This window comes from Bauldia sp. (genome assembly GCF_020442045.1).
Classification (GTDB): Bacteria; Pseudomonadota; Alphaproteobacteria; order Rhizobiales; family Kaistiaceae; genus Bauldia.
Genome location: NZ_JAGRLA010000129.1, coordinates 1 through 26,349, shown reverse-complemented (window position 1 = coordinate 26,349; position 26,349 = coordinate 1). Strand labels below are relative to the sequence as shown.

At 65.0% G+C, this 26,349-nt stretch carries 25 protein-coding genes, 1 tRNA gene and 2 pseudogenes; 11 read left to right on the top strand and 17 right to left on the bottom strand.

The window, feature by feature from the left end:
• Positions 1 to 97: 97 nt before the first annotated feature.
• From KDJ86_RS14635 to KDJ86_RS14625, 3 genes are read left to right on the top strand one after another with little or no spacing between them, the layout of a single operon-like run.
• On the top strand, positions 98 to 958 hold the full coding sequence (locus KDJ86_RS14635; RefSeq protein ID WP_291747262.1) for a carbohydrate ABC transporter permease: 861 nt from the start codon (positions 98 to 100) through the stop codon (positions 956 to 958).
• The gene (locus tag KDJ86_RS14630; protein ID WP_291747259.1) at positions 958 to 1,815 is read left to right on the top strand and encodes a carbohydrate ABC transporter permease; all 858 of its coding nucleotides are present in this window, start codon (positions 958 to 960) and stop codon (positions 1,813 to 1,815) included. Before KDJ86_RS14635 ends, KDJ86_RS14630 begins: the two co-directional genes overlap by 1 nt.
• An 11-nt stretch (positions 1,816 to 1,826) precedes the next feature.
• Positions 1,827 to 2,897: an ABC transporter ATP-binding protein gene (locus KDJ86_RS14625; RefSeq protein WP_291747256.1), complete on the top strand. Its 1,071-nt coding sequence runs from the start codon at positions 1,827 to 1,829 to the stop codon at positions 2,895 to 2,897.
• 54 nt (positions 2,898 to 2,951) lie between these two features.
• Here KDJ86_RS14625 and KDJ86_RS14620 read toward each other — a convergent pair.
• Positions 2,952 to 3,128 (bottom strand): annotated as a pseudogene (locus KDJ86_RS14620) (transposase); the annotation flags it as partial.
• A 315-nt stretch (positions 3,129 to 3,443) separates the two neighbouring features.
• Positions 3,444 to 3,519, bottom strand: a tRNA-Ala gene (locus KDJ86_RS14615).
• A 138-nt stretch (positions 3,520 to 3,657) separates the two neighbouring features.
• Here KDJ86_RS14615 and KDJ86_RS14610 point away from each other — a divergent pair.
• From KDJ86_RS14610 to KDJ86_RS14600, 3 genes are read left to right on the top strand one after another with little or no spacing between them, the layout of a single operon-like run.
• Positions 3,658 to 3,951, top strand: a complete 294-nt coding sequence (locus tag KDJ86_RS14610; RefSeq protein ID WP_291747252.1) for a YggT family protein — start codon at positions 3,658 to 3,660, stop codon at positions 3,949 to 3,951.
• 15 nt (positions 3,952 to 3,966) lie between these two features.
• Entirely contained in the window at positions 3,967 to 4,290 is a 324-nt protein-coding gene (locus tag KDJ86_RS14605; RefSeq protein WP_291747249.1) for a DUF167 family protein, read from the top strand.
• A complete protein-coding gene (locus tag KDJ86_RS14600; RefSeq protein WP_291747247.1) occupies positions 4,272 to 4,844 on the top strand; it encodes a hypothetical protein in 573 nt (190 codons plus the stop codon). Before KDJ86_RS14605 ends, KDJ86_RS14600 begins: the two co-directional genes overlap by 19 nt.
• 16 nt (positions 4,845 to 4,860) lie before the next feature.
• Here the strand turns inward: KDJ86_RS14600 and KDJ86_RS14595 are convergent, their stop codons facing one another.
• The 6 genes from KDJ86_RS14595 to pdxR form a co-directional block, all read right to left on the bottom strand.
• The gene (locus KDJ86_RS14595; RefSeq protein ID WP_291747245.1) at positions 4,861 to 5,376 is read right to left on the bottom strand and encodes a GNAT family N-acetyltransferase; all 516 of its coding nucleotides are present in this window, start codon (positions 5,374 to 5,376) and stop codon (positions 4,861 to 4,863) included.
• A 127-nt stretch (positions 5,377 to 5,503) separates the two neighbouring features.
• Positions 5,504 to 7,126, bottom strand: coding sequence for an efflux transporter outer membrane subunit (locus tag KDJ86_RS14590; protein ID WP_291747243.1), 1,623 nt, complete (start codon positions 7,124 to 7,126; stop codon positions 5,504 to 5,506).
• Positions 7,127 to 7,218: 92 nt separating this feature from the next.
• The gene (locus KDJ86_RS14585; protein ID WP_291747240.1) at positions 7,219 to 8,361 is read right to left on the bottom strand and encodes an HlyD family secretion protein; all 1,143 of its coding nucleotides are present in this window, start codon (positions 8,359 to 8,361) and stop codon (positions 7,219 to 7,221) included.
• Positions 8,362 to 8,375: 14 nt separating this feature from the next.
• Positions 8,376 to 8,783, bottom strand: a complete 408-nt coding sequence (locus KDJ86_RS14580) for a DUF3302 domain-containing protein (protein ID WP_291747238.1) — start codon at positions 8,781 to 8,783, stop codon at positions 8,376 to 8,378.
• Between the two features lie 126 nt (positions 8,784 to 8,909).
• Positions 8,910 to 10,724, bottom strand: coding sequence for a translational GTPase TypA (gene typA, locus KDJ86_RS14575; RefSeq protein ID WP_291747236.1), 1,815 nt, complete (start codon positions 10,722 to 10,724; stop codon positions 8,910 to 8,912).
• A gap of 87 nt (positions 10,725 to 10,811) precedes the next feature.
• On the bottom strand, positions 10,812 to 12,278 hold the full coding sequence (gene pdxR / locus KDJ86_RS14570; RefSeq protein WP_291747233.1) for a MocR-like pyridoxine biosynthesis transcription factor PdxR: 1,467 nt from the start codon (positions 12,276 to 12,278) through the stop codon (positions 10,812 to 10,814).
• A 420-nt stretch (positions 12,279 to 12,698) separates the two neighbouring features.
• Between pdxR and KDJ86_RS14565 the strand changes: the two genes are divergently transcribed.
• Positions 12,699 to 14,543, top strand: a complete 1,845-nt coding sequence (locus tag KDJ86_RS14565) for a tetratricopeptide repeat protein (RefSeq protein ID WP_291747230.1) — start codon at positions 12,699 to 12,701, stop codon at positions 14,541 to 14,543.
• Between the two features lie 21 nt (positions 14,544 to 14,564).
• On the opposite strand, the gene KDJ86_RS14560 is transcribed toward KDJ86_RS14565, so the two are convergent.
• Positions 14,565 to 15,776: an argininosuccinate synthase gene (locus KDJ86_RS14560; protein WP_291747227.1), complete on the bottom strand. Its 1,212-nt coding sequence runs from the start codon at positions 15,774 to 15,776 to the stop codon at positions 14,565 to 14,567.
• 80 nt (positions 15,777 to 15,856) lie between these two features.
• Positions 15,857 to 16,657: a phosphatase PAP2 family protein gene (locus KDJ86_RS14555; protein WP_291747225.1), complete on the bottom strand. Its 801-nt coding sequence runs from the start codon at positions 16,655 to 16,657 to the stop codon at positions 15,857 to 15,859.
• A 114-nt stretch (positions 16,658 to 16,771) separates the two neighbouring features.
• Here KDJ86_RS14555 and KDJ86_RS14550 point away from each other — a divergent pair, with 114 nt between their 5' ends.
• Complete coding sequence (locus KDJ86_RS14550; RefSeq protein WP_291747223.1) at positions 16,772 to 17,416, top strand: LysE family translocator; 645 nt, start codon at positions 16,772 to 16,774, stop codon at positions 17,414 to 17,416.
• A gap of 39 nt (positions 17,417 to 17,455) precedes the next feature.
• Here KDJ86_RS14550 and rlmN read toward each other — a convergent pair whose 3' ends face one another.
• The 6 genes from rlmN to KDJ86_RS14520 form a co-directional block, all read right to left on the bottom strand.
• Positions 17,456 to 18,652 (bottom strand): dual-specificity RNA methyltransferase RlmN, encoded by a 1,197-nt coding sequence (gene rlmN / locus KDJ86_RS14545; protein ID WP_291747220.1) that lies wholly within the window; start codon positions 18,650 to 18,652, stop codon positions 17,456 to 17,458.
• Positions 18,653 to 18,753: 101 nt separating this feature from the next.
• Positions 18,754 to 19,215 (bottom strand): invasion associated locus B family protein, encoded by a 462-nt coding sequence (locus KDJ86_RS14540; RefSeq protein ID WP_291747359.1) that lies wholly within the window; start codon positions 19,213 to 19,215, stop codon positions 18,754 to 18,756.
• Between the two features lie 377 nt (positions 19,216 to 19,592).
• A complete protein-coding gene (locus KDJ86_RS14535) occupies positions 19,593 to 19,964 on the bottom strand; it encodes a YkvA family protein (protein ID WP_291747217.1) in 372 nt (123 codons plus the stop codon).
• 62 nt (positions 19,965 to 20,026) lie between these two features.
• The gene (locus tag KDJ86_RS14530) at positions 20,027 to 20,320 is read right to left on the bottom strand and encodes a 4a-hydroxytetrahydrobiopterin dehydratase (protein ID WP_291747215.1); all 294 of its coding nucleotides are present in this window, start codon (positions 20,318 to 20,320) and stop codon (positions 20,027 to 20,029) included.
• Entirely contained in the window at positions 20,298 to 20,882 is a 585-nt protein-coding gene (gene thpR, locus KDJ86_RS14525; protein WP_291747213.1) for an RNA 2',3'-cyclic phosphodiesterase, read from the bottom strand. The genes KDJ86_RS14530 and thpR overlap by 23 nt, the downstream gene beginning before the upstream one ends.
• Entirely contained in the window at positions 20,858 to 21,520 is a 663-nt protein-coding gene (locus KDJ86_RS14520) for an arylesterase (RefSeq protein WP_291747357.1), read from the bottom strand. The genes thpR and KDJ86_RS14520 overlap by 25 nt, the downstream gene beginning before the upstream one ends.
• Before the next feature lie 120 nt (positions 21,521 to 21,640).
• Here KDJ86_RS14520 and KDJ86_RS14515 point away from each other — a divergent pair, with 120 nt between their 5' ends.
• The gene (locus KDJ86_RS14515) at positions 21,641 to 22,357 is read left to right on the top strand and encodes an ABC transporter ATP-binding protein (RefSeq protein WP_291747210.1); all 717 of its coding nucleotides are present in this window, start codon (positions 21,641 to 21,643) and stop codon (positions 22,355 to 22,357) included.
• 5 nt (positions 22,358 to 22,362) lie between these two features.
• Positions 22,363 to 24,963 carry an ABC transporter permease gene (locus KDJ86_RS14510; protein WP_291747207.1) on the top strand — a complete coding sequence of 867 codons (2,601 nt, stop codon included), beginning with the start codon at positions 22,363 to 22,365 and terminating at the stop codon, positions 24,961 to 24,963.
• A gap of 29 nt (positions 24,964 to 24,992) precedes the next feature.
• Here KDJ86_RS14510 and bla read toward each other — a convergent pair whose 3' ends face one another.
• Positions 24,993 to 26,003, bottom strand: coding sequence for a class A beta-lactamase (gene bla, locus KDJ86_RS14505; RefSeq protein WP_291747205.1), 1,011 nt, complete (start codon positions 26,001 to 26,003; stop codon positions 24,993 to 24,995).
• Between the two features lie 227 nt (positions 26,004 to 26,230).
• On the opposite strand from bla, the pseudogene KDJ86_RS20640 reads away from it, so the two are divergent.
• Positions 26,231 to 26,349: pseudogene (locus KDJ86_RS20640) on the top strand (BAX inhibitor (BI)-1/YccA family protein); the annotation flags it as partial.

Genomic DNA, 26,349 nt, shown 5'->3' with positions numbered 1-26,349 from the left:
GGGAGGCGTCGGTAGCGCCTCCCCTTTTTGTTGCTAGAGGCCACCGATGACCGCAATCGCACCTGCTTGGGGACGTCCGTTATCCAGGACCGGGTGGTTGCCTTACCTGCTTGTCGCTCCGGTGGTCTTGATGCTGGGCGGGCTCTTGGTCTGGCCATGGGTGGTCGGGCTGTGGACCTCCATGACCAGTTTGCGCATCGGTCACTGGGGGCAGGAGCAGTTTATAGGCCTGTCCAACTACATCGATGTCCTGGGGTCCCATGCCTTCTGGCAATCGCTGCGCGTGACCGGCCTGTTTGCGGTGCTTTGCGTTGCATCGGAAATGAGCCTGGGGCTCGGCCTTGCCCTGCTGCTCAATCGCAAGCTGCCCGGCCGCAATATCTTTCGTACTCTCTTTATCATCCCATTCATGGTCCCCACGGTAGTTTGTGGCCTGATCTGGCGTCAGCTTCTGGAGGTTAGGGGGGTTGCCAATTACCTCCTGTCCTTCATCGGGTTGGGTCCGGCATCCTGGCTGTCGAGTTCGGATAGCGCGCTGGCGAGCCTGCTGCTGATCGATATCTGGCAAACCACGCCACAGGTCGTGATCCTGGTGTTTGCCGCGCTTCAGATTGTCCCCAAGGATGTCCTTGAAGCGGCCCGGATCGATGGTGCGACGGCCTGGCAAACGTTCTGGCGCGTCACCTTTCCCATCATCCGGCCCTATCTGGTCGTGGCCATGCTCATTCGGACGATCGAACTCCTCCAGGTTCTGGACATCGTGATGGTGGCGACCCAGGGCGGTCCTGCAAATGCGACGATGGTGCTGCACCTGCATGCTTATCGGGAAACGTTCATCAGCGGCTTTCTGGGCTACGGCACGGCAGTCGCCTACGTCCTTGGTTTCATCGTGGTTCTTGTGTCGATTGCCATCGTACGCTGGATAGGCGGCACGCAGTCCGACGAGGCAAGGGCATGATGGCCGTGCGCTCTCGCAAATTTCGACTCGGCGACGTGCTCACCTACATCGTCCTGCTGGCATGGTCCGCGTTCGTTCTGTTCCCCCTGTTTTGGATCGCCACCATGTCGTTCAAGCGGGAGATCGACATCTTCGCCTACCCACCGAAGTTCCTCGCCTTCGACTGGTCACCGGACAACTACCTCGACGTGTTCGGCCTGTTGCAGGACGGTAGCGGCTCGACCAACTTCCCGCGATATTTTCTCAACAGCATAGCGATTGTCGGTGGAGCGCTTGCGCTGACGGTGCTGTTGGGAACGATAGCCGCATATGCGCTGGCCCGCTTGAATTTCAGAGGTCGTGACGCCGTCGGGTTCCTGCTGATCCTCATCCGCATGGTGCCGGTGCTGACGGTGTTGTTGCCGCTCTATGTGATGTATCGGGACACGGGCCTGTACAACACATATCTCGGCCTCATCCTCGTCTATCTTTTTATCGGCATACCCTTCTACACCTGGCTGGTGCGGGGGCACGTCGCTGCGGTGCCCAAGGAGATCGAGGAAGCCGCGATCATTGATGGCTGCGGCACATTCCGGATGCTATTCCGCGTCGTCGTTCCCGTGATGATGCCGGGCCTCGTGTCGGCGGCGTTGCTGGCGCTCATATACATGTGGAACAACTTCTTGTTCGCGCTAATCCTCGCTGGACCGGACCTGTTGCCGGTCACCACCGGCCTGCTCAACTATCTTGGATATTCGTCCGACTACGGCAACCTAGCCGCTGCCTGCGTGGTGACGACAGTGCCGGTCATTCTCATCGGAATCTTCATTCAGCGCTATATCGTCGGCGGCCTGAGTGGCGGTGCGGTCAAAGGTTAGGACAAGCAGCCATGACGCGCGTGGAGCTGCGCGGTTTGCGTAAGGATTTCGGCCGTGTGACCGTCGTTCCCGATCTGGATCTCACGATCGACGCGGGTGAGTTCGTTGCGCTGGTTGGTCCGTCAGGCTGCGGCAAGTCGACTGTGCTGCGCATGGTAGCCGGCCTTGAGCCGGTCACCCGCGGATCGATAACGTTTGACGGGCGCGACGTGAGCTATTCCGATCCGAAGGAACGAAACGTGGCGATGGTGTTCCAGTCATACGCGCTCTATCCCCACATGACCGTTGCCAAGAACATGAGCTTCAATCTGGAGCTGGCCGGTCGAACCGCGGACGAAATCGAACGCGCCGTTCAGAATGCCGCGTCTTTGTTGCGTCTCGAGGACCTGCTCGATCGGAAGCCTAATCAGTTGTCGGGGGGACAGCGGCAGAGGGTTGCCATGGGGCGGGCCATGGTACGGAATCCCGCTCTCTTTCTTTTCGACGAACCGCTTTCCAACCTCGATGCTCAACTACGGGTCAAAATGCGGTCGGAGATCAAGCTGTTGCATCGAAAGCTGAACATTACCACCATTTATGTGACCCATGATCAGATCGAAGCGATGACGCTGGCAGACAAGATCGTCGTCCTCAATGACGGCAGGATCGAGCAGGTGGGGCGCCCCATGGAGCTCTATGCGCGGCCCGCTAACCGGTTCGTGGCGGAGTTTATCGGCTCGCCGGCCATGAACATGATTCCGGCGTCCCTGTGTGATCGGAAACTCGTCTTTTCGGGCGGCGAGATGGGGTACGCCTATCCTCCCGAGGAGCGTCAACAAGAGGTCATTCTGGGCCTTCGACCCGAACACCTGTCGCTTTCGGATCAACCAACCGGCATTACCGGCAACGTGACCCTCGTTGAGCCTACGGGTGCGCAAACCAGTCTGCTCTTGGACGTTGGCGGGAGCAGCGTGGTCGCCGTCCTCGACGGGACGGTCACCGCCGAAGTCGACCGCGAAGTCTTTCTTGCCATCGACCCCGCCAATGTGCACCTGTTCGACCCACGCGACGGGAAAAGACTTCCGCAAGAGTGCGTTTTTTGAGCAGCCGGTTCTCGAGCGCAAGGTCCGCGATCAGTCAAGTCACGCGCCGCTATCGGCTTGGCGTTCAGTGTCGCCGGCCAGCCGCTCGGCTTCCAGAAACTCCTTCGACCACTTGTAATACAGGCTCTCGGCGATCCCCTTGCGCCGGCATGACGCGGCAATCGATTCCTCGCCACGAAGCCCCGCCAGCACGATGCGTATCCTCTCTTCGGTTGAATGCCGTTTGCGGGTAGGCGTTTCTGCCACCGGATGTCATCGAAGCGGTTCTGGGTACCCAGCCGGTTGACCTCGTCGTCGGTAACTTGCGGCAGCTACCACCGCTGCCGTGCTCATGGGCGGATCAGTGGTCGACCCTTGAGTTCGACGCCCAGACTCCGTCCGGCTTCCACCATCATTCCGCAAAACAAGTGGTTGCTGGAAAGGCGCCGCAGGGACGAATGGCGAATTGGCGCCAGCGGCGCACGGAAATGCGGTCTTCCGAACCACCGATCCAGGAAACACCCGCCGGAAATAGCCGAAAACCGGGCACACAACCCGGTGACTTAATGGTGGAGCCGAGGGGAATCGAACCCCTGACCTCTACATTGCGAACGTAGCGCTCTCCCAACTGAGCTACGGCCCCGCCGACGTGGCGCCATTTAGGGTTTGCCCCCGGGCCGTGTCAAGGACCCCGATAGCCGAAGGCCAAGGGTTGCGGCGCATCGTCCCGGCAGCTACATGACGTTCGCCCTAGTCTTCCTTCAGCCAGCCGGAATCGCCGATGATCGAGCTCCTGAACTTCATTGCCTACGTTCTGCAGCTCTATGTCTATGTGCTGATTGCCGCGGCGATCCTGTCGTGGCTGATCGCCTTCAACGTCGTCAACATGCGCAACCAGTTCGTGGCCGGGCTGGTGCAGCTTCTCTATGCGATCACCGAGCCGGTGTTGCGACCGATTCGCAACTTGCTTCCCAACCTCGGCGGTGTCGACATCTCGCCGGTCGTCGTCATCCTGATCATCATCTTCATCCAGAGCGTGATCCTGCCCAATATCGCGCACCTCTTCGGCTATTAGGCCGGGACGCATGGGGTGACGTCGGACGTCTGCTACCGTCTCGATGAGACGGCTTTGATACTGGCCGTCCGGTTGACGCCCAAATCCTCCCGCGATGCCGTCCAAGGTGTCTCAAGGCTGTCCGACGGCCGTTTCGTGGCTGTCGCAAGGGTGAACGCGCTCCCTGCGGAGGGCGCCGCCAACAAGGCGCTCTGCGTGCTTCTGGCGAAGACCTTCAAGGTGCCGAAATCGGCGGTGACCGTCGTTTCCGGGCATACCTCGCGCCTCAAACAGGTTAGGGTCGAGGGTGACCCCGCCGTCTTGTCGGAGACGATCGCCGCATGGCCCGATATCACCTGATCCCCGCTGTTTTCCTGAGCGTTTTCATGGTCTTGCCGGCGTCGGCGGCGGAGGATAGCAGCGCCTATACCAGGCTCATCCTCGACCAGTGCCGTCAGGAACCGGTGGATCCCGACGATCCGCTGGGCGGCGGTGTATGGTGGTGCGAGGGCTATGCCGGAATCCCGGTGCGGGTCGCCGAGGGGGACGCCCGTTTCCTGGTCTCCTACGGGGAGGCCGCGGCCGGCGAACGCGCGGCATCCCAGACGCTGCCGGCCTTCAACACCATCAATGAAACGCTCGAATGGCGCCTCGACCCGTCGGGCAAGCCTTTCGCGACGATCCTGCGCTTTTTCACCGATCCGGGAGGCATGGGCGAAACGGTTCAGGTCCTGGTGATTACCAGGCTGGGTCCGGGTGGCCAGACCTGCCATATCGGCTACGTCAACGCCTCGATCAATCCCGATGCCAACACCATCGCGCGCGAGGTGGCGGACAATCTGGCCCGGGCCTTCGACTGCGCGAAGGACAATGCGCTGGAATTCGGGCTGACCGGCGACGACGCCCGCGAATAAGGCGCCTCGTCCGCCCTCAGCCGTCGCGGCCCCAGGCGTAGGCGAGCTTGGAGAGCTGGGTGCTTCCGAATCGTTCGCTCGCCCGCGCGACCTTGCGGCCTCCCGCATTCTGATAGAAGCGGCAGGCGCTGTCGTTGTCGGCGAGCGCCCACACGACAACCGTCTCGAAGCCGAAGCGGGCGAGTTCCTTCCGCGCGGCAAGGAAGAGCCGCGTTCCCAGCCCGACGCCCTGATATTCCGGCAGGAGATAGAGCTCGTAGACCTCGCCCTTCTGGTTCAGGTTCCGGGCGCGGTTCGGACCGAAGGTCGCGTAGCCGCAAATTTCGCCCGCGACCTCCATGACAAGGATAGCGGTGCCGCGACGGATTGCCCTCGCCCACCAGCGCGGGCCCCGTCGCGCGATGATTCGCGCCAGCTCCTGAGCCGGAATCACGCCATCATAAGCGTTGCGCCAGGCCGCATCATGGACCTTGGTGATCGCTTCCGCGTCGGAATTCTCGGCCCGACGGACGCCTATGGTGAACGTGCTCATGTCGGTGAGCTTATGACCACCGAAGGGCTCTGCAAAGAGGGCGCGCGCATCCGTGCGAAGAAAATTCACCGCACTGTTGCACCGCTGCTTCGCATGGCCGAAAATCGGCTGTCGGAAAGGGCCGCGGCTACCAGTCGGCGCTCAGGTAGCGGCGCGGGTTTTCCTTGGGCGACGGCGGAACCAGCAACTGCCTGTCGTCCTGCGGTATTGCGTCCTCGTTCAAGAGTTTTCCCCAATTCGTCCGGCCGGCCATCTGCTCTTTCGTCGCTTCGGGGATGAACGGGCGTTCGTTCGCGGGCTGCCAGCCGCCACCGAGCGCCTTATAGAGGGCGACGAGATTGGTCGAGACGTCGGCCCTGACCGCAGCGAGCCGCTGCTCGGTTCGGAGCTGGGTGGTCTGGGTATTGAGGACGCGGCTATAGTCGGCGGTACCCTCCTGATACTGCTGGAGCGCGATCCGCGCCGCCTTCTTGGCAGACGTCGCCGCGCGCGCGAGATAGACCGCCTGCTGCTTGGACTTGAGGAACGCTGTCAGGGCATCCTCCGCCTCGGCATAGGCTTTGAGGACGGCCTGCTGATACTCGACGATCAACGCCTGATACCTGGCATCCTGGACGCGAACGTTGTTGCGGATGCGCCCGTAGTTGAGGAAATTCCAGGTGATGCCGGGATTGATCAGGCCGGTGAAGCTCTTGCCGGTGAACAGGTCGCTGAGATCGGTCGCCTTGAACCCGATGGCGCCCGAGATGGTGAACTGCGGGTAGAGGTCGGCCTTGGCGACGCCGATCTGTGCCGATTGGGCTGCGGCGCGCATCTCCGCGGCGCGAATATCGGGGCGCCGCCTCAACAGATCGGCGGGAATGCCGATGCCGACCTCGGCCGGCGGCCGGGGAATCGGGCCGGGCCGGTCGACGGCGGCGTCGATCTGGCCCGCCGGGACGCCGAGCAGGACGGCAAGGGCGTTCTTGGCCTTGGCGAGGTCTGACTCAAGCGAGGGGATTTCGGCCTTGGTGTTGTTGAGCAGCGCCGTCGCCTCGTCGACGTCGAGCTCGGTCGTGACGCCGTTTTTCAGGCGAAGCTGCGTGATCCGGAGGCTCTCTGTCTGCAGGTTGACGTTCTGACGGGCGAGGGCGAGTTCGTCCTGAAGCTCGCGGATCGTGATATAGGCCGTCGCGACGTCGCCGGTGACCGTGATCAGGACGTCGTCATAGTCGGCGATCTTGGCGACGAGATTGGCGCTCGCGGACTGGATGCCGCGGCGTACCTGGCCCCACAGGTCGAGCTCCCAGCCGGCGTCGAAGCCGGCCGACCAGTCCTGGAAGGTCGGGTCGAAGTCTACGATCTTGGACACCGTCTTGAGGATGCCGACATCCTTGCTGACCCGCTCCGCCTTGTAGCCGGCGCCGACCGACTGGCTCTGGGGGAACTGATCGCCGATGACGATCCCGAGCTGGGCGCGGGCCTCGTAGATCCGGACGCCGGCGGCGCGGACCGTGAGGTTCTGCTCGTAGGCCATCGCCACCAGCTTGTTGAGAGTCGCGTCGTTGAAGCGCCGCCACCATTCGATCGACGGTTCGCGGCGCTGCGAGACCGTGGGATCCTGCCGGTTTGAAGGCTGCCAGCCCGCCTTGGTCGCAACCGTCGGCGTGAAGAAATCCGGGCCGACCATGACGCATCCCGCCATCACCGAGCCGGCAATGATCGGCACAAGAATCCTGCCGGCGGCGGCGGCCACGCCCGCGACGCTCATGAGTTCCCCACCCTGATTTCCCGTCGCGGATATTATTCGGGATCGTAAATAATTTTGGGTTAACGGCGGGGCGGATAGCCGCGGGCTTGTTCCTAAAGGTCGAAAGGAACGATGAAATTCGCGAAGCTGTAGAGCCGGATATTGATCTTGCGCAGCACCTCGAAAGCCGTCTGACGGCCGGTATAGACGGCGATCGCGCCGTGCGCGCCGGCCGGGAGGAACGCCTTCTTGTCGTCAAAGGAAACCTGCACCGCGAACTTGCCCTGGAGCTTGGGCAGGATGAATTCGGGCAAGCGGCCTGTCGGCAGATACTGGCCTTGGGCGGTGGCCCACCAGATCGCCTCGACCTTGCCGGTATAGATCTCGCCAGGCGCGGTATCCAGCGCCACCTCGACCGTCTGCCCCGGCTCCACGAACTTGATGTGTTCCTGGAAGAAGGCGCCAAGCATGTATGGATCGTCCATGGTGACGAAAGCAGCGATCGCTCCGACCCGGAAGTCGCCGACAACCATGCCCGGTCGCGCCTGCTGGCTGACGATATAGCCGTCCTCCGGTGCGACAAGCGTCGTGTTGTCGAGATAATATTGGGCCTCGGCGACCTGGGCCTGGGCCTGGGCGACACTGGTGTTGACGCCGTCGATGCTGGAATCGCGCTGAAGCTGCGCCTTCTGGAGGTTAGCCGACGCGGCCGCCACCGCGGCGTTGTCCGATTCCACCTCGGCGTTCCACTTGTCGACGTCTTCCTGGCGGGCGCCGCCCTGGCTGGCGAGCTTGGTGAACCGGTCCTGCTGCGCCTTGGCGTAGGCGAGTTCCGACTGCGCCTGGACCAGCTGCTGCTGCGCCTGGTCGACGTCGGCATCCATGACCTTCAGATTCTGCTGCGCCGCGGCGAGCTGGGCCCGCGCATTGAGAAGCTTCTGCTCGTAGATCGTGGTATCGAACTTGTAGAGCGGCGTCCCCTTCTTGATCGGCTCGTTCGGCTTGACCAGGACGTCGGTCAGGAGCGTCGGTCCTTCGAGGCGCGGGATGATCTGGATCGTGTTGCGGATCAGGTGGGCATCGACCGTGAAGGGCGCGTAGAAGCGAAGGCCGATCATGAAGATCAGCATCAGATGGAAGCCGATCCAGAAGGATACGACGCCCCAGACAATGCTGAATTTCAGCCACTTGAAGCGGAAGAAAACGAGATAGACCGCAATGATGTAGACGATCGTGATGACAAGGGCGACACCCATGGGTCAGGCCACCATCACGCTTGCGGGGTCGGGGTCGGGTCGGGCAGCCGTGTCGGCTTGTCGATCTCGACCTTCTTCGTCTTCTTGTCGTCCTTCGTCAATTCCGCGATCTCCCTGTCGATCGCCTCCTTCTCCTCTTCCGGGAAACGCCGGATGTCGACCGTTATGGAGTCGTGATACGCCCAGATAAATGAGTGAATCCACGGGATGACGGCCAGCGCCCCGGCCCAGCCCATCAGCTTGACCGTTTCTGCGTGGGGGTGGCGTCGCTGAATGGCGATCTTGCCCGGCAGGCCCAATACCCAGATGATCAGCGAGAAGATGGCGACGATCGCCACCAGAAGGAAGATGAAGGCGAGATAGTCGTACGTATCGAACGCACTGGAGATCAGGCTGGTATCCGCCGGTACCTGACGTATCATCTTCGAAGGGGCTCCCCGCCACTCGCCGCCGGGAGACGATAGGTTAGCCGGTCGCCCGGATCAATCGTTTCGCCCCGTTTCACCCCGATCGCCGATGATTTTCGCGGAAGCTGCGCCCTTTCCCGGTCAGGCCGCGCCGGCACGCTCGGCCCGTTTGCGATCATTGGGGTCGAGCAGGGCCTTGCGCAGGCGAATCGACTGCGGCGTGATCTCGACCAGTTCGTCGTCGCGGATATAGGCAAGCGACGCTTCCAGCGACTGGCGGATCGGGGTGGTCAACCGCACCGCCTCGTCCTTGCCGGCCGAGCGGATGTTGGTCAGCTGCTTGCCTTTCAGGACATTGACCTCGAGATCGTTGCCGCGGCTGTGCTCGCCGATGATCATGCCGCGATAGACCTTGACGCCGGGGTCGATCAGCATCGGGCCGCGGTCTTCGAGGTTCCAGAGCGCATAGGCGACGGCCTCGCCGTCGGCGTTGGAGATCAGGACGCCGTTCCTGCGGCCCTGAATATCGCCGCGATAGGGCGCATAGTCATGGAAGACGCGGTTGAAGACCGCGGTGCCGCGCGTATCGGAAAGAAGCTCCGACTGGTAGCCGATCAGTCCTCGCGTCGGCGCGTGAAAGACCAGCCGCACCCGTCCGCCGCCGGAGGGGCGCATCTCGAGAAGGTCGGCGCGTCGCTCGGAGAGCTTCTGGACGACGACGCCGGAATGCTCCTCGTCGACGTCGATGGTGACTTCCTCGATCGGCTCGAGCCGCTGGCCCGACTCGGAAGTCTTGAACAATACCTTGGGCCGCGCCACGCAGAGCTCGAAGCCTTCCCGGCGCATCGTCTCGATCAGGATGGCGAGCTGCAGCTCGCCGCGGCCGGCGACGACGAAGGCATCCGCCTCGGCGGTCTCCTCGATCCTCAGCGCGACGTTGCCTTCGGCCTCCCGCATCAGCCTCTCGCGAATGACGCGGCTTTGAACCTTGTCGCCCTCGGTTCCGGCGAGCGGTCCGTCATTGACGCGGAAGGTCATGGCCAGCGTTGGCGGATCGATCGGCTGCGCTTCGATCGGTGTCGTGACTTCGGGCGCGGCGAGCGTGTCGGCAACCGTCGCTTCGGCAAGACCGGCAATCGCGACAATGTCTCCGGCGACGCCTTCCTCGATCGGCTGGCGTTCGAGGCCGCGGAAGGCGAGCACCTTGGAGATGCGTCCCTGCTCGACCAGCGAACCATCGCGGGCGAGCGCCTTGATCGCCATGTTGGCGCGGGCGGTTCCGGACGCGATCCGGCCGGTCAGGATCCGACCGAGATAGGGATTGGATTCGATCGTCGTCGCGAGCATCCGGAACTCGCCCTCCTCCACAGCCGGCTCGGGCACGCGGGAGAGCACGAGATCGAACAGGGGAGCCAGCGAATCCTTCGGACCGGACGGGTCGGTCGCCATCCATCCCTGCTTGGCGGAGCCATAGAGGACCGGGAAGTCGAGCTGCTCTTCGGTCGCGTCGAGCGCGGCGAAGAGGTCGAAGACCTCGTTCAGGACCTCGACGTGGCGCTCGTCCGGCCGGTCGATCTTGTTGATCGCGACGATCGGCTTCAGTCCGCGCCGGAGCGCCTTCTGCAGCACGAATTTGGTCTGCGGCATCGGCCCCTCGGCGGCATCGACGAGCAGGATGGCGCCGTCGACCATCGACAGGATGCGCTCGACCTCGCCGCCGAAATCGGCGTGGCCGGGGGTGTCGACGATGTTGATGCGGGTGTCGTTCCAGACGAGCGACGTCACCTTGGCGAGGATGGTGATGCCGCGTTCGCGCTCGAGGTCGTTCGAATCCATGGCCCGCTCCGCGACGCGTTCGTTGTCGCGGAACGCACCGGATTGGCGGAGCAGCACGTCGATCAGGGTCGTCTTGCCGTGATCGACATGGGCGATGATGGCGATGTTGCGGAGGCGCATGGTCGATTTTTCCGGGTGAAACCGCGCGCAATATAGGTTGCGCTGCAACAAACGCAATCGCCGGAACGGCATGGGAGGTATCCGTTTTCAGCCGTCGAGGTGGCGGCTGACGATTGCCGCAAGCTGTTTCGCCGCCGGCGCGATCGCGTCGAGCGGTGCGATGGCGTAGCCGAGGAGCAGGCCCCGGCCCGTGGCGCGAAGTGACTGGCGCGACAGGGCGCGGGCCTCGATGCCGGCGGCGGCGAGCTCGTGGACGATCGCCTTGTCGTCTGTCCGGTCGGGGAGGCGGAGGAGCAACTGCAGCCCACCCCGCGGTGGCTCGACCCTGATCTCCGACGGGAGATTCGCGCGGAGCGCCTCGACCAGCGCGTCGCGCTTGGCGGCGTATATGGCGCGCATGCGGCCGATATGGGCCGCGAGATAGCCCTCGGCGATGAAATCCGCGAGCGCCGCCTGCACCACGCCGGCGACGACCTGACCCTTGCCGACAACGATGCGCGCCAGCGTCGTGGCGAGCGAGGGCGGGGCGATCAGGTAGGCCACCCGGATCCCCGGTGCGAGCGATTTGGAGAAGGTGCCGACGTAGATCACGGTGCGGCCGCCGTCGATACCCTGGAGCGAGGCAATGGGGCGCTCGGCGTAGCGGAATTCAGAATCGTAGTCGTCCTCGAGAATGAAGGCGCCGCGCTCGCGGGCGAGGTCGAGAAGGCGGAGTCGGCGTTCGAGGCTCATGGTGACGCCGGTCGGATACTGGTGCGACGGGGTGACGGCGACGAGCCGGAAGCGCTTGAGCCTCGTCAGCGCGGCAACCTCGATGCCATCGGCGTCGACCGGGACCGGCGCCAGGACACCGCCGGCCGCGGCAAGGACTTCGCGGGCGTGGGGATAGCCGGGATCCTCGACCGCGATCAGATCCCCCGGTTCGGTGGTGCAGATCGCGGCGGCATCGAAGGCGGCTTGAGCGGACGGAACGATGATGACCTGATCGGGTTCGGCGACGACCCCTCGCGCCGGATTGAGGTGCCCGATCAGCGTTTCGCGCAGGATCGGCAGACCGGCGGCATTGTCATAGGTCATATCGGCAGCGCGCAGGCGCCGCGCCCTGGCGGCGAGGCAGCGCGACCACTCGCGCTTGGGAAAGGTGTCCAGCGAGGGCACGCCCGGCGGGAAGCATGATGCGTCAAGGCCGCCGCCGATGGCCGGCATCCGGAACGATGCCGCCCGGGTCGAGGAAGCCGGCGCGGTGGTCGATTCGGCCGTGGCGGCGTCGGGCGCTCCAAGCATCGCGTCGGGGAGGGCTGTGACGGCGGTACCGCGACCGGTACAGGCCTCGAGGTAGCCCTCGGCGATGAGCTGGTCATAGGCGGCAACGACGGTGCCGCGGCTGACGCCGAGGTCGACCGCCAGCCTGCGGCTTGCCGGCAAGCGTGTGCCGGGGCGCAACCGCCGTTCCAGCACCGCCGACCGGATACGGCGGTAGATCTGGCGTTCGAGCCCGCCCCCGGCGGGTGGCGGATCGAAAAGCCAGGCGAGGTCGTCATTCCTTCCGGTCACGGCGCTCCTCATTTAATTGGTCCAGTCATATATCCAGAATTGGACATATCAATTGGACCATATTTGGCGCTTCCTGTCTCCGATAATCACCGGGCAGGAAGGAGCCCTGACGATGACTGCAATCCGACCGACGGCTTTCGTCGCCCTTGTTCGCCGCTTCTGGACCGGTCAGACGGCCGCCGGTCGGTCACCGGCTACGCGGCTTCAGCCAGGCGCGCGTCCGCGCCGGGTCGTTCAAGTCCATGGCCCGACGCAGAGATGGCTCGACAGTCTGCGCTGAAGGATGGTTGCGCCGTTCGAATGCCAGACCCCGCGAGCGGGCGATCCCGATGAACGAACGGGCAGACAGATGAAAGACTAAGCTTGCAAGGTGCGTCGCAGTAGACGAAAACTCCCGGCATTCGCCCGGGGAAGATCGCCATGCAGCGCGCGCCGCGCAAGCTGACTGTCCTGGCCTCGCTCGATGTCGCTGGCTACTCGCGGCTTGTCGAGCGGGAGGAACGGCGCACGCTCAGCGACCTGGCCCGGGTGCGGCGCAAGATCCTGAGGCCCACCGTCACCCGCTTCTCCGGCGACCTGTTCAAGACGATGGGGGATGGCGCGCTGATCGAATTCCCCAGCGTCGAAGACTCGGTGGAATGGTCGATCGCCTTCCAGACCGGCATGGCGGCGTTCAACGAGGCCCGGTCCGACGATCCGATCCTGGTGCGGGTGGGCATAGCCCTCGCCGACGTCTTCGTTCAGGGGCAGGATCGGTTCGGTGCCGCCGTGGGCTTCGTCACCCGGCTTCAGGAATCGGCGCCACCGGGCGGGATCGCGATCACCCACTCGGTACGCTGGCAGCTGACGCGGGAGCTTGCGGGACAGTTCAACAAGACGGAATGGGTCGCGTTCAAGGGCAAGTCGGAGGAGCTCTTCGAGGTCTGGATTTGGACCGGCCATCGCGACGATGCCGGCGAGGAGCCGCTGCCCACCGGCTATGGCCACATGCGGCGTCCAACCTCCGCCGCCCCGGCCGTCGCGGAGCCCGCGGCGAATAAAGAAACGGCTCCGCTCGAAGCCCTGAAAACCGACGAGCCATCGATCGTCGTGCTGCCCTTCGACAATATGAGCGGCGATCCCGCCGCCGATCCCCTGATCGACGGGATCATCGAGGAGATCACCGCGACCCTGTCGCGCGTCCGGGACTTCGTGGTGATCGCCCGCAATTCCGCCTACGCCTACAAGGGGCGCGCCGTCGACGTGCGCCAGATCGCGCGCGAGCTCGGCGTCCACTACGTCCTGGAAGGCAGCCTCAGGAAATCCGGGGACCGGGTGCGTGTGACCGCCCAGCTGATCGACGCTGCCACCGGCATCCATATCTGGGCCGATCGGTTCGACGGCGTGGTCGCCGACCTGTTCGACTTCGAGGACGAGATCGCGACGAAAGTGACCGGCGCGTTACGCCCGTCGATCTGGGACGCGGAGATCGCCCATGCCCGGCGCAAGCGGCCGGAGAGCCAGGATGCCTATGACCTCGTCTTGCGGGCACTGCCGCACCTGTGGGCGCATAAGCAGGACGACAATGACGAAGCCATCCGGCTGCTCGACGAAGCGATGCGGCTCGATCCCTCCTATGCCCGCGCCAAGGCGATCGCCGCCTGGGCGCGGGCTCAACATGTGGTCTATAACTGGTCGGACGACCTTGAAGGGATTCGTGCCGAGGGCGATCGGCTGATTGCCGAGGCGGCGCCGGTCGTCGGCGACGATCCCACCGCGCTGACCGCGCTCGCCACGGCCACCATGCTGCTCTTCGGAGACCTCGACCGGGCGCGGGCCTTCGTCGACCGGGCGCTCGCGCTCGACCCCAACAATGCCTGGGCGTGGACCCGCAGGGGATTTCTGGAGGCGTATCGGGGCGACCCCGAGATAGCCAGGAGCAGCTTCGAGAAGGCGATCAAGCTGAGCCCGCTCGATCCCTTCAGCTTCAACGGCTATATCGGGATCGGCTTTTCATGCTTCGCGGCGGGGAACCCGATCGAAGCGGCGACATGGGCCAGGCGGGCGCTCGGCGAGAAGGTCGGTATGACCTGGGCCTACCGCGATCTCGCGGTCTTTCTGGCAAGGGCGGGCGATATCGAAGGCGCGCGTGACGCGCTGGCCCGGTTCACCTCGGCGAGGCCGGGGATCACCGTCGCCCAGGTCGGCGACGCGATGAAATTCGTCCAGCCGCGCATCCTCGAGATGTATCTCGACGGACTCCGCCTCGCCGGCCTGCCGGAGTAGCTCCCCTCGCGAGGGAGCCCGCTAACGTCGGTTCAGCGCCGCGAGCGTCCTCAGCCGCAGCGCGTTCAGCCGGATGAAGCCGGCGGCGTCCTTCTGGTCGTAGGCGCCGCGATCATCCTCGAAAGTGACCAGCTCGTCGGAATAGAGGGACTTCGGGCTCTTTCGCCCGACGACGATTACGTTGCCCTTGTAGAGCTTGAGCCGGACCGTGCCCTCGACATGCTCCTGGCTGGTATCGGCCAGGGCCTGGAGCATGTGGCGCTCGGGCGCGTACCAGAAGCCGTTATAGACCAGCTCGGCATATTTCGGCATCAGCGAGTCCTTGAGATGCGCCGCCTCGCGGTCGAGGGTCAGCGACTCCATGGCCCGGTGAGCCGTCAGCAGGATCGTGCCGCCGGGGGTCTCGTAGATGCCGCGCGACTTCATCCCGACGAAACGGTTCTCGACGAGATCGACGCGGCCGATCCCGTTATCGCGGCCGAGGCCGTTGAGATGGGTGAGCAGGGTCGCCGGGCTCATCGCCTCGCCGTCGATCGCCACCGGGTCGCCATGGCTGAAGCCGATCTCGACGAAGCTCGCCTCGTCCGGCGCGTCCTCCGGCGCGACGGTGCGCTGGAAGACGTAGGGCGGCGGCTCGGTCCAGGGATCCTCGAGGACCTTCCCTTCCGAGGATGAATGGAGAAGGTTGGCGTCGACCGAAAAGGGGGCTTCGCCGCGCTTGTCCTTGGGAACCGGGATCTGGTGCTTCTCGGCGAAGTCGATCAGGTCGCTGCGCGACTTGAACTCCCACTCCCGCCACGGCGCGATCACCTTGATGTTGGGGTCGAGCGCATAGGCGGTCAGCTCGAAACGGACCTGGTCATTGCCCTTGCCGGTCGCGCCGTGGGCGATGGCGTCAGCGCCGGTCTCCTGTGCGATCTCGACCAGCCGCTTGGCGATCAGCGGGCGTGCGATCGACGTTCCAAGCAGGTAGACACCCTCGTAGAGCGCGTTCATCCGCATCATCGGGAAGACGAAGTCGCGGACGAATTCCTCCCGCAGGTCCTCGATGCGGATATCCTTGATTCCCAGCATCTCGGCCTTGCGCCGCGCCGGTTCGAGCTCCTCGCCCTGACCGAGATCGGCGGTGAAGGTGACGACCTCGGCACCGTATGTGGTCTCGAGCCACTTGAGGATAATGGAGGTATCCAGCCCGCCCGAATAGGCGAGTACCACCTTCTTTACGTCAGCCATGCCTTTGGCGCCCCGGTTCTGGAGAAATGTCGCCGGCTTATAGGACGCTGCGCTTGTGCCGGGCAAGCCGGCAGGTGACCTCACGCGTCGCTTCGCCGCCGCCCGTGCAACCGCTCGCCAATTCGCGTCAGCCCGCCTTCCAGCCGCTCATTCGCCAGCCAGTCGGGTGGGTGGAGGATGAACAGCCGGTAGCCGATGACCACGACCATCAGGGTCAGGCCCATCGAAAGCAGCACGTCGGAAAGGAAGTGGCCACCGAAAAGGATACGGTTGAAGGAGAGCAGGGCGGCATAGAGTCCGGTGACGATCGCCGTCGCGACCCGGAACCGCCTGGGGACGACAAGAGCTAGCGCCATCAGCCAGAAGGCGGAGGCGGTTTCCCCGGACACGAAAGAGCAGTTGGTTTGGCAATAGTCGGTGATGCGCCACACCTCGACATAGGGAGAATCGCCGCCGAAGACGTCGACCATCACCGGTCGCGGGCGGCCCCAGTTGTTCTTGAGGATGATGTTGACGAGGAGGAGGGGGCCGGCAATCAGCGTCGACAGGAGGAAAAGCGTCACACCCGGCGGGACGTAGCTCGGCCGTTCCGGTCTCGCCAGCTTGAGCAGCAAATGGGCGAGCAGCCAGACAACCACCGCAACCACCGCGAATGAACCGAGGTCGCGGATCTGTTTGAAGAAGGCGTAGTTGCGCAGGTAGAAGCCTTTCGGCTCCTTGTAGAAAAGGCTCGAGACCCAGACATCGACGCCGGGAAAAGCAAGGAAGAAGAGCGAGACGACCAGGACAAAGACCAGGCAGGTGGCGAGCGGATAGGACGTCGGCAGCCGGACGACCCGGCGCCAATTCTTCTTGTTCGCGCTCCGATCCGGCTGATCCAAGGTGGCTCGTTTCTCCTGTCTTTTCACGGCGTCGGCGCGGTCCGCCCGCACCCCTGCCATTCGCCAGTCGGATCGGATAATCTGCCGGCCACGCCACGACAAGGCTTTCCTCGGATGTTAGCGGATTTCGTCCCGGCCCTGCCGGTCCTCGCCGCCTATGCGGTCGCCGCCATCATTCTCAGCCTGACACCTGGCCCGGACATGACGTTCTTCCTGTCCAGGACCGTGTCGCAGTCGCGGGCCGCGGGCCTCGCGGCCTTCGGTGGCGCGTCAACCGGCCTCGTCATCCATTCGGTACTGATCGCGGCGGGCCTTTCCGTCCTGCTTGCCGCTTCGGTCACCGCCTTCACGATCCTCAAGGTGGTTGGCGCGGCCTATCTCGCCTACCTCGCCTGGGACGCGATCCGGCACGGCTCGGCCCTTTCCCTCGACAAGAAGGGGCGGGTGGAGGCGCTCCGTTCGGTCTATCTCAAGGGTCTGATGGTCAACCTGCTGAACCCGAAGATCATCGTGTTCTTCGTGACCTTCCTGCCGCAATTCGTCTCGCCGGCCGATCCGGAAGCGGCCAAGAAGCTGCTCTTCCTCGGGCTGTTCTTCGCTGTGGTCAACGTGCCGATCTGCGTCGGGCTGATCCTTTTCGCGGACCGGATCGCCGGGTTCCTCAAGCGCTCGCCGCGCGCCACACGCATCGTCGACTGGGCCTTCGCGACGGTGCTCGGCGCCTTCGCGATTCGGCTGGTGCTGGCTGAATCGCGGTAGGCGAAGGGCCGGCCGGTTCCTCCTGCCTCGCGGCGCTGCCTATCCCGCGATCATCGCCTCGAGCGCCATCCGCTCGCGGATCTTCAGCCGCTCGCTCTCGCTCTTCAGCTGGCCGCAGGCGGCGAGGATGTCGCGGCCGCGCGGGGTGCGGATCGGCGAGGCATAGCCCGCCCGGTTGACCACCTCGGCGAAGCGCTCGATCTGGTCCCAGTCCGAGCAGGCATAGGCGGAGCCCGGCCAGGGATTGAACGGGATCAGGTTGATCTTGGCCGGGATGCCCCTGAGCAGCCGCACCAGCTCGCGGGCGTCGGCGAGCGAGTCGTTGACGTCCTTCAGCATCACGTATTCGAAGGTGATGCGGCGCGAATTGGAGAGGCCGGGATAGGCGCGGCATGCGTCGAGCAGCTCGGCGATCGGGTATTTGCGGTTGAGCGGCACCAACTCGTCGCGAAGATCGTCGCGCACCGCGTGAAGCGATATCGCCAGCATCACGCCCATCTCGGCGCCGGTCCGCGGGATCATCGGCACGACGCCCGAGGTCGACAGGGTGATCCGCCGCTTCGACAGGCCGATGCCGTCGCCGTCGGCGGCGATCGCCAGCGCTTCCTTGACGTTGTCGAAATTATAGAGAGGCTCGCCCATCCCCATCATCACGATGTTGGAGACGAGGCGTCCCGTCTCCGGCGTGCCGGCGGTGCCTTGCGCGAAGCGGCCGGGATAGTCGTCGAGCCGGTCCCGGGCCATCAGGATCTGGCCGACGATCTCCTCGGAGGTGAGGTTGCGGACCAGCTTCTGGGTGCCGGTATGGCAGAAGGTGCAGGAGAGCGTGCAGCCCACCTGGCTCGACAGGCAGAGCGTGCCGCGGTCTTCCTCGGGGATGTAGACGGTCTCGATCTCGACCGGCCGCCCGGCGCCGCGCGAGGGGAAGCGGAACAGCCACTTGCGGGTGCCGTCCTCCGATATCTGCTCGCTGACGATCTCGGGGCGGGCCAGCGTATAGTGCCGGTCGAGGTCGGCACGCAGCGTCTTGGAGACGCTGGTCATATCACCGAAGTCGGTGGCGCCGCGGATATAGAGCCAGTGCCAGAGCTGGGCGACGCGCATCCGCGTCTGGCTGGCCGGGACGCCGATCGCGACCAGAGCTTCGGCGAGCTTTTCGCGCGACAGGCCGACGAGCGACGGCCGCGCCGCCGGCGCGGCTTTCCCGGAGCCCGTCTTTTCGGTGAGGTCGAGCATGGCTATCCGCGATCGATCGGGGCAAATGACATACATCCAGGAGCGGACAGGTCGCCCGCGCCCGGACCCGCATCCTCCGCGGTTATATCAGCAGATGCGGCCTAGGGGCATTCCTTGGCGATCGCCTCGAGCGCCGCCGTGATGCCGGAAAGCGAATAGGTGTCCGTGGTGATCGTGCCGCGGCGCGAGGTCCCCTGGACCTCCATCCTGCTCCCCTTGCGCATCGCGTTGATCAGCTCCGGCTCCTGCGCCGGATTCTCGATCCAGGCGCTGTCCTTGTCGGTGAACATGGTGAAGTTGCCGTTGCCGTCGATCTTGACGGTGACCTTGCTGTTATCGGCGAATGGATAGCCGATGATCGTGCTGGCCTCGTTGCGGATGTTCTTGTTGGGGATCGTCGTGATCATGAAGAAGGCCGGGTCGCGACCGCTGATATCCTTCGAGTATTTCTTCTCGGTCGGCTGCGAGGCGACGAAGCACATCTTCGCGCCGCCCTCGGTCGACGTATAGGCGCCCCATTGCTTGAAGGTGCCGATGCTCGTTGCCGAATGGGCGGGCGCCATCGCGGTCACTGCGAATATCGCCGTAGCGGCCGTGAAAAGGATCCGTGAATTCATCGTCCTACCCACTAGTCTCTTCCTGTCGGTCTGCTGGTTGGATTCCCCGTCGGGCCAACGGCGATCTCACTGACAGACCTGCGGCAATCATGGTTACCATTCCGTGAATGCATCGCCGCCGCCCGGTCGAAGAGATCAACGTTTGCCGCCATCTGTGCCGAGAAAATCGACAACAATGTGATCTCGCCGCCACAGGGCGACGATTGATTCGCCGAGACAATGTTCACGCGAACATACCCTCTCGGGGACGGGTTGTGGGGCAAAAATCCGTGATCGCGCGGCTTTTTTGGCCTTGAGGGACTTCCAGCGCCGGTTCGGCACCCTCAGCCGGTCGCCTCGTCCCCGGCGAGCGCCTGCCGGGCCGCTTCGCGATGGGCAGGCTTGATATGCGCCCCGACCACCGAGATCGCGGCGAGAAGCACCGTTATGTCGTCGGTGAAGCCGACGCCGGCCAGGATGTCGGGCACGGCGTCGAGCGGCAGCACAAAATAGGCGAGGGCGCCGAGGATAATCCCCTTCACCCGGGGCGGGGTCGCCGGGTCGAGGGCGCAGAAATAGGCGGCGACGACGTCGTCGACGAAGGGAATGGCCCGCGCCGCTTTCCGCACGGTCGCCCAGAATCGGCTCCGCACCCGCTTCTCGCGGCGCGCGCCGTCCTCGGGACCCAGGATTTCGCCGTAGAGTACTTCGTTCACGGCCATGCCTCCGCTCCGGTTTCGATGAAACATGGGGCCGCGGGGCGGATGGCGCAACGTGCCTAGCCTTGCAGCAGCCCGTCGATCGCCCTGGCGAGCGCAATGTCGCGTTGGGTGACGCCGCCGGCGTCGTGGCTGGTCAGGGTGATCTCGACCCGGTTCCAGCTGTTCCGCCAATCGGGGTGATGGTCCATCTTCTCGGCGACCAGCGCGACTTTTGTCATGAAGCCGAAGGCGGCAACGAACCCGTCGAATTCCAGCATACGGCGGATGGCCTTGCCGCCGTCGGTCTGGACCCATCCATCGAGTTCCGAGACCGCCCGGTCGCGTTCCTCAGGCGCTAGCGGCGCGGCCATCGAAACTACCGTCATTGGCCGGGGCCCGCTGCATGAGCGGATAAGCTTCCTCGACGACATAGGGGCCGCCGCCGACCGAATTCCGTGACGAGAAGAGCACGAATTCGGAAATCTCGAACGGGCGTGACACCAGGCCGCCGCGTTGGAACAGGTAGTTGGCGATCTCCTGCGCATTGACGCCGCGTACGCGGGCAAGCGTGATGTGCGGCGTGAACTTCCGCTGTTCGGCCGGCAATCCCAGGCGCTGCATGAGCCGTTCCTGCTCGGCCTGCAACTCGATCAGGGCACGGCTCGGCTGGATCCGGGCAATGATCGAATGCGGCTTGCGGGTCCCGAACGAGCCGATGCCGTCGATGGTGACCGGAAAGGCGGTCCGGTCGATGCGGCCGAGCGCATCGGCGACCTCGTCGGCGGTGCGCATGTCGATGTCGCCGATGAACCGGAGGGTGATGTGATAGTTTTCCTTGTCGATCCAGCGCGCGCCGGGAATTCCGCCGCGGAGGAGCGCGAGTCGCTCGCTGATATCAGCGGGGATTTCTATGCCGGTGAACAAGCGCGGCATGAGGCACCTCCATCGCGAATCACAGGTAGCATCGGTTGTTGTCCGCCAGGATGTAAAGCCCCGGATTTGGTTTCTTCGCCGACGCGCTCGATCAGCTCCTCGACCGACGGCAGGATTCGCTCGACGATGATGTCGACGCCGTCCGCGGTCGGATGGATGCCGTCCGCCTGGTTGAGCCCGGGCCGCGCTGCGACACCGTCAAGGAAGAACGGATAGAGCAGGGCGCCATGGCTCTCGGCGAGATCGCTGTAGATCGGCTCGAAGGCCTGCACATAGTCGTGGCCGAGATTGGGCGGTGCCCGCATGCCCGCCAGCAGCACGGGGATGCCGCGTTCGTCGAGCCGTGCCATGATGTCACCCATCGCCTTCCGGGTGATCGCAGGATCGACGCCGCGCAGCGCGTCATTCGCGCCGAGCTCGACGATCACCGCGTCGGCGTCGGGGCCGACCGACCAGTCGAGGCGGGCCAGCCCGTCGCTCGCGGTGTCGCCGGAAACGCCGGCATTGACGATAACCAGGTCGTAGCCGCGCGCCTTCAGCGCCGCCTCGAGGCGGGCCGGAAAGGCCTCGTCGGCGGCGAGGCCGTAGCCCGCGGTCAGGCTGTCGCCGAGCGCGACGATGCGGATCGGATCAGCCATGGCCGGCGCTGCGAGTGCGACCGAAAGCGCCAGGGCGAGGGCGAAAGGCTGGATCGACACGGGAACTCCACCATATGAGACACTTGTCGCTCGGGAAGCCGTTTATATGGGGCAGGTTGCGTGACCGGAACAGTGATCCTTTGTGAGGACCTCCATATCAGGCTCGGAACCGGCGCCAGCGAAGTCCATGTCCTCAGGGGGCTGGATCTTGCGGTCCAGGCCGGAGAATCGCTCAGCCTCGTCGGGCCTTCGGGCTCGGGCAAGTCGACCCTGCTGATGGCGCTGGCGGGCCTCGAACGGCCCTCCGCCGGCCGCATCGCGATCCAGGGAACGGAGATCACCCGTCTCGGCGAGGACGATCTCGCCCGTATCCGCGGCCGCGCCATCGGCGTCGTCTTCCAGTCCTTCCATCTCATCCCCAACATGACGGCGCTCGAGAATGTCGCGGTGCCTCTGGAGCTTGCCGGTGAGGCCGACGCCTTCAAGCGGGCGGAAGAAGAGCTCCGCGACGTCGGCCTCGGCGACCGCGTCGGCCACTATCCGGCGGAGCTGTCCGGCGGCGAACAGCAGAGGGTCGCGATCGCGCGGGCGCTCGCGCCGCGTCCGGCGCTGCTCCTCGCCGACGAGCCGACGGGCAACCTCGACAGCGCCAATGGTGCGATGATCGCCGACCTGTTGTTCGAGGCGAGCGGCAAGCGAAGCACGACGCTGGTCCTCGTCACCCATGACCGGACGCTGGCCGAACGGGCCAATCGGGTCGTCCGTCTCGAGTCGGGGCGCATCGTCGCCGATGGCGGGTCGACTCAACCGTCGCCCGAACCCGCTATGGGTGTCTGACCGGCATGGCGTCGGCGACCAGCGGCGTCCTGGCCGCGCCCACGGTCAAAGGCAAGGCCGGCCGGTCGCCCGGGCTTCGGCTGGCCTCGCGCTTCGCGGTGCGTGAGTTGCGCGGCGGCCTGCGTGGTTTCGGTATTTTCCTTGCCTGCATCATCCTGGGCGTTGCGACCATCGCCGGCGTCGGGTCGGTTGCCCGCGGCATGACCGAGGGGCTGGCGCGGGAAGGGCGCGCCATCCTCGGCGGCGACATCGCTGTCCGCCTCCTCCAGAATCGGGCTACTCCCGAAGAGCGCGCCTATTTCGACGGGCTCGGGAAAGTCTCGGAAGTCGCGACGCTGCGGGCGATCGCCCGACGGGTCGACGGTGAGGGCCAGGCACTCGTCGAGCTGAAGGCCGTCGACGACAGCTATCCCTTGGTCGGGGAGATCACGGTCGAAGGCGGCGGCGACCCTCCGGCGCTCCTTGCCGAAAAGGACGGCAGGTTCGGTGCGCTCGCGGAAGCCGAGCTTCTCACCCGCGCCGGGGTCGAGGTCGGAGACGTGATGAAGCTCGGGGAAGCCGAGATCGTCCTGCGTGGTGTCATCGCGAGCGAACCCGATCGACTCGGCGACGGCTTCTCGATCGGTCCCCGGCTGATGGTGAGCAGCGGCGTTATCGGCGCAACGGGCCTCGTCCAGCCAGGCTCGCTTTCCACCTGGCACTACCGCATCCTGCTTCCCGGCCACCCGGGAGACTCAGCGGTCGAAGCGCTGGCCAAGAAAGTCACCGACGACTTCCCCGACAAGGCCTGGCGGGTGCGGACCCGGGAGGATGCCGCGCCGTCGCTCGACACCAACATCCGACGCTTTGCCGAATTCCTGACGCTGATCGGCCTGACCGCGCTGGTGGTCGGCGGCGTCGGTGTCGCCAACGCCGTGTCGAGCTACCTCGAAGGCAAGAGAGCGGTCATTGCCACGCTCAAGTGCCTCGGGGCGCCGGCCGGCCTTCCCGTCGCCGTCTACCTCATCGAGATCATGATCATCGCCGGCCTCGGCATCGTCGCCGGCCTCGTTCTCGGCGCGGTTATCCCCTTTGTCGCCGGGCCGCTTCTCGCTGCATTCGTGCCGGTCGACATCGCCGGCTTCTATCCGCTCGAACTGGCAATAGCCGCCGTCTATGGCCTGCTGACGGCCCTCGCCTTTGCCCTTTATCCATTGGGGCGGACCCGGCAGATCAGCGCGACCGCGCTGTTCCGGGATTCCGTCGCGCCGGTGCAGAAGCGGCCGCCGGTGGCCTATCTCGCCGCGGTCGCTGCCGCGCTCGCCGTTTTGGCCGGGCTCGCCATCGGCCTCGCCTTCGATTCGCGCATCGCCGCCGCCTTCGTGGTCGGCGCGGCCGGCGCCTTCGTGCTGCTCCGCGTCGTCGCCCTCGGGGTGATGGCGCTCGCCCGCCGGGTCCCCCGTGTCCGCTCGACCGTGGTGCGGCTTGCGGTCGGCAACATCCACCGGCCGGGGGCGCTCACCCAGACCGTCGTCCTCTCGCTTGGCCTCGGCCTGACGCTTCTCGTGTCGCTGGTGCTGATCGACGGCAACTTCCGGCGCGAGCTGTTCGGCTCGATCCCGAAGACCGCGCCGAGCTTCTTCTTCCTCGACATCCAGGGGGCGGAGGCGGACGGCCTCAAGGCTTTCGTCGCGGAGAAGGCGCCCGGCGGGAAGCTCGACATGCAGCCGATGCTGCGCGGGCGGATTACCAAGCTCAACGGCGTCCCGGCAGACGAGGCGGAGATCGACCCGCAAGCGCGCTGGGTGCTGAAGGGCGACCGCGGCATCACCTATGCGGATTCGAAGCCCGAGAACAACGACCTGACCGCCGGCGAATGGTGGCCGCCCGATTACGAGGGTCCGCCGCTTGTCTCCTTCGGCGACGAGATCGCCGGCGAGCTGCACCTCGAGCTCGGCGATACCATCACCGTCAACGTCCTCGGCCGGGAGATCACGGCCGAAATCAGCAGCCTCCGAACCATCAACTGGCAGTCGCTATCGATGAATTCGGTGATGATCTTCTCGCCGAACACGCTGCGCGGTGCGCCTTTCACCAGCCTCGCGACGCTCGCCTATCCCGATGGCGGCACCACGGAGGAGGAGCTTTCTTTCCTCAAGGCGGTGGTCAACGCCTTTCCCGCGATCACGGTCATCCGGGTCAAGGAGGCGATCGAGACGGCGAACGATCTCGTCGACCAGATCGGCTGGGCGGTCCGCGGCGCATCGGCGATCACCCTCGTCGCCTCGATGCTGGTCCTGGGCGGGGCTTTCGCCGCCGGCAGCCGGCGGCGGATTCACGATGCCGTCGTCCTCAAGACGCTGGGGGCGACGCGCGGCAAGCTGATCGCGGCCTTTGCCCTGGAATTCCTGCTGCTCGGGGCCGCGACCGCACTGTTCGGCGTCGTCGCCGGGTCGCTCGCCGCCTGGTTCGTGCTGGCGACGATCATGGACGTGCCCTTTGCCTTCCTGCCCGGGCCGGCGCTCGGCGCGGCGGCGCTTGCCCTGCTGTTGACCCTGGTCTTCGGCCTCGCCGGGACCTGGCGGGTGCTCGGCCAGAAGGCGGCTCCCGTGCTCCGGAATCTCTAGCCGCCTCCGGATTCGGCGGGCCGGCGCCGTTATCTCCGGCGCGAGGCCACCTGGCGCGCGAGATCGGCGAAGAGTGTGGTTCGTTCCTCTCGCGACCCCGTGCCCGCGGTTAGGAATGCCGCGATGATGACGGAGCGGCCGTCGGCCAGTGTCATGATGCCGATGTCATTGAAGGCCGCTGTCACGCCTCGCATGGAAACCGACGTACCGCATTTGTCGGCAAGGCGCGCGCCTTCCGGCAGGCCTGATCTCAGCCGCATCGGCTTGGTCTGAGCGTACATCAGGTCCAGCAACCGTTGCGTGGATGCGTCCGAGAGGAGATCGCCATTCCAGAGCTTTTGCAGAAAAGCCGCCGCCGCCTGCGGTGTGCTCCGGTTTCTCGGATCCGCGAGGAAAGCCTGGTATCCGCGCCAGAGCCGCGCGTCACTCGCGTCGCCGGTTTCGCCCGGCGGCGGTTTCGCGTTGGCACCCAGCCCTGAAAAGACGTGCTCGATGCCGCCTTCGTCCAGGTCGATACGCATGCCACCGATGCCCTTATCCTTTAGGAAGGCGTCGACCACGGCCGGTCCGCCGATCCGCTTGATGAGGGCATCGACCGCGGTGTTGTCGCTCCGGCTGACCGCGGCGGCCATCAACTGGTCCACCGTGAAGGTCATCTCCGTCCCGGCGAACGACTTCGCGATCTCGCTGGCGCCTTTGCGCAGGTCGCCCCGGCCGATCGTGACGGTGTCGGAAAGGGCGAGCTCATTCCGGTCCACCATGTCGAGGACCGCGGCCACGACGGGTACCTTGAAGACACTCATCATCGGGAAGGCATCTTTGTCGTTCACGCCCCACTGGTTGCCGGTATCCAGGTCGATGACCGAGATTCCGAGGATTCCGGGGCGTGCCCGGGTGACAAGGTCTTCGAGGGCAAGCTGGAAGGCGGAATCGGGGTTCGACCTGGACGCGTCCGCGCCGGCCTCGGTGGCGATTGCCGCTATGCCTCCGAGCACCGCCAGACCGGTGACGATTCGCCGAAGCATGGGTGCTCGCTGCATGGTCGATGATCTCCCTTCACGCAATACGAACCGGACAGGGGGGACGACCGCGTCCGGGGTTCGCGAACCGATTGCATCATCGGGGCCGGATATCTGGAAATCGTTTACGCAAGGGTACGTTTCACGCTTCCTTGACCCTTGTTTGCGATAGGCCAAAGCCCCATATTGCCGTCAGGTCTGCGAGTTCCGGGCAAAACCGGAAAGACTTGAGAAAAGGAAGGGTTTCGATGGCCAATTACGACAACCAGCAGGCGCGTTACGGGACGCATGCCGCCTCCGTACCTGCGATCGACGAAGGTCTGCGCGCGCATATGCTGCGCGTCTACAATTACATGCTGATGGGCCT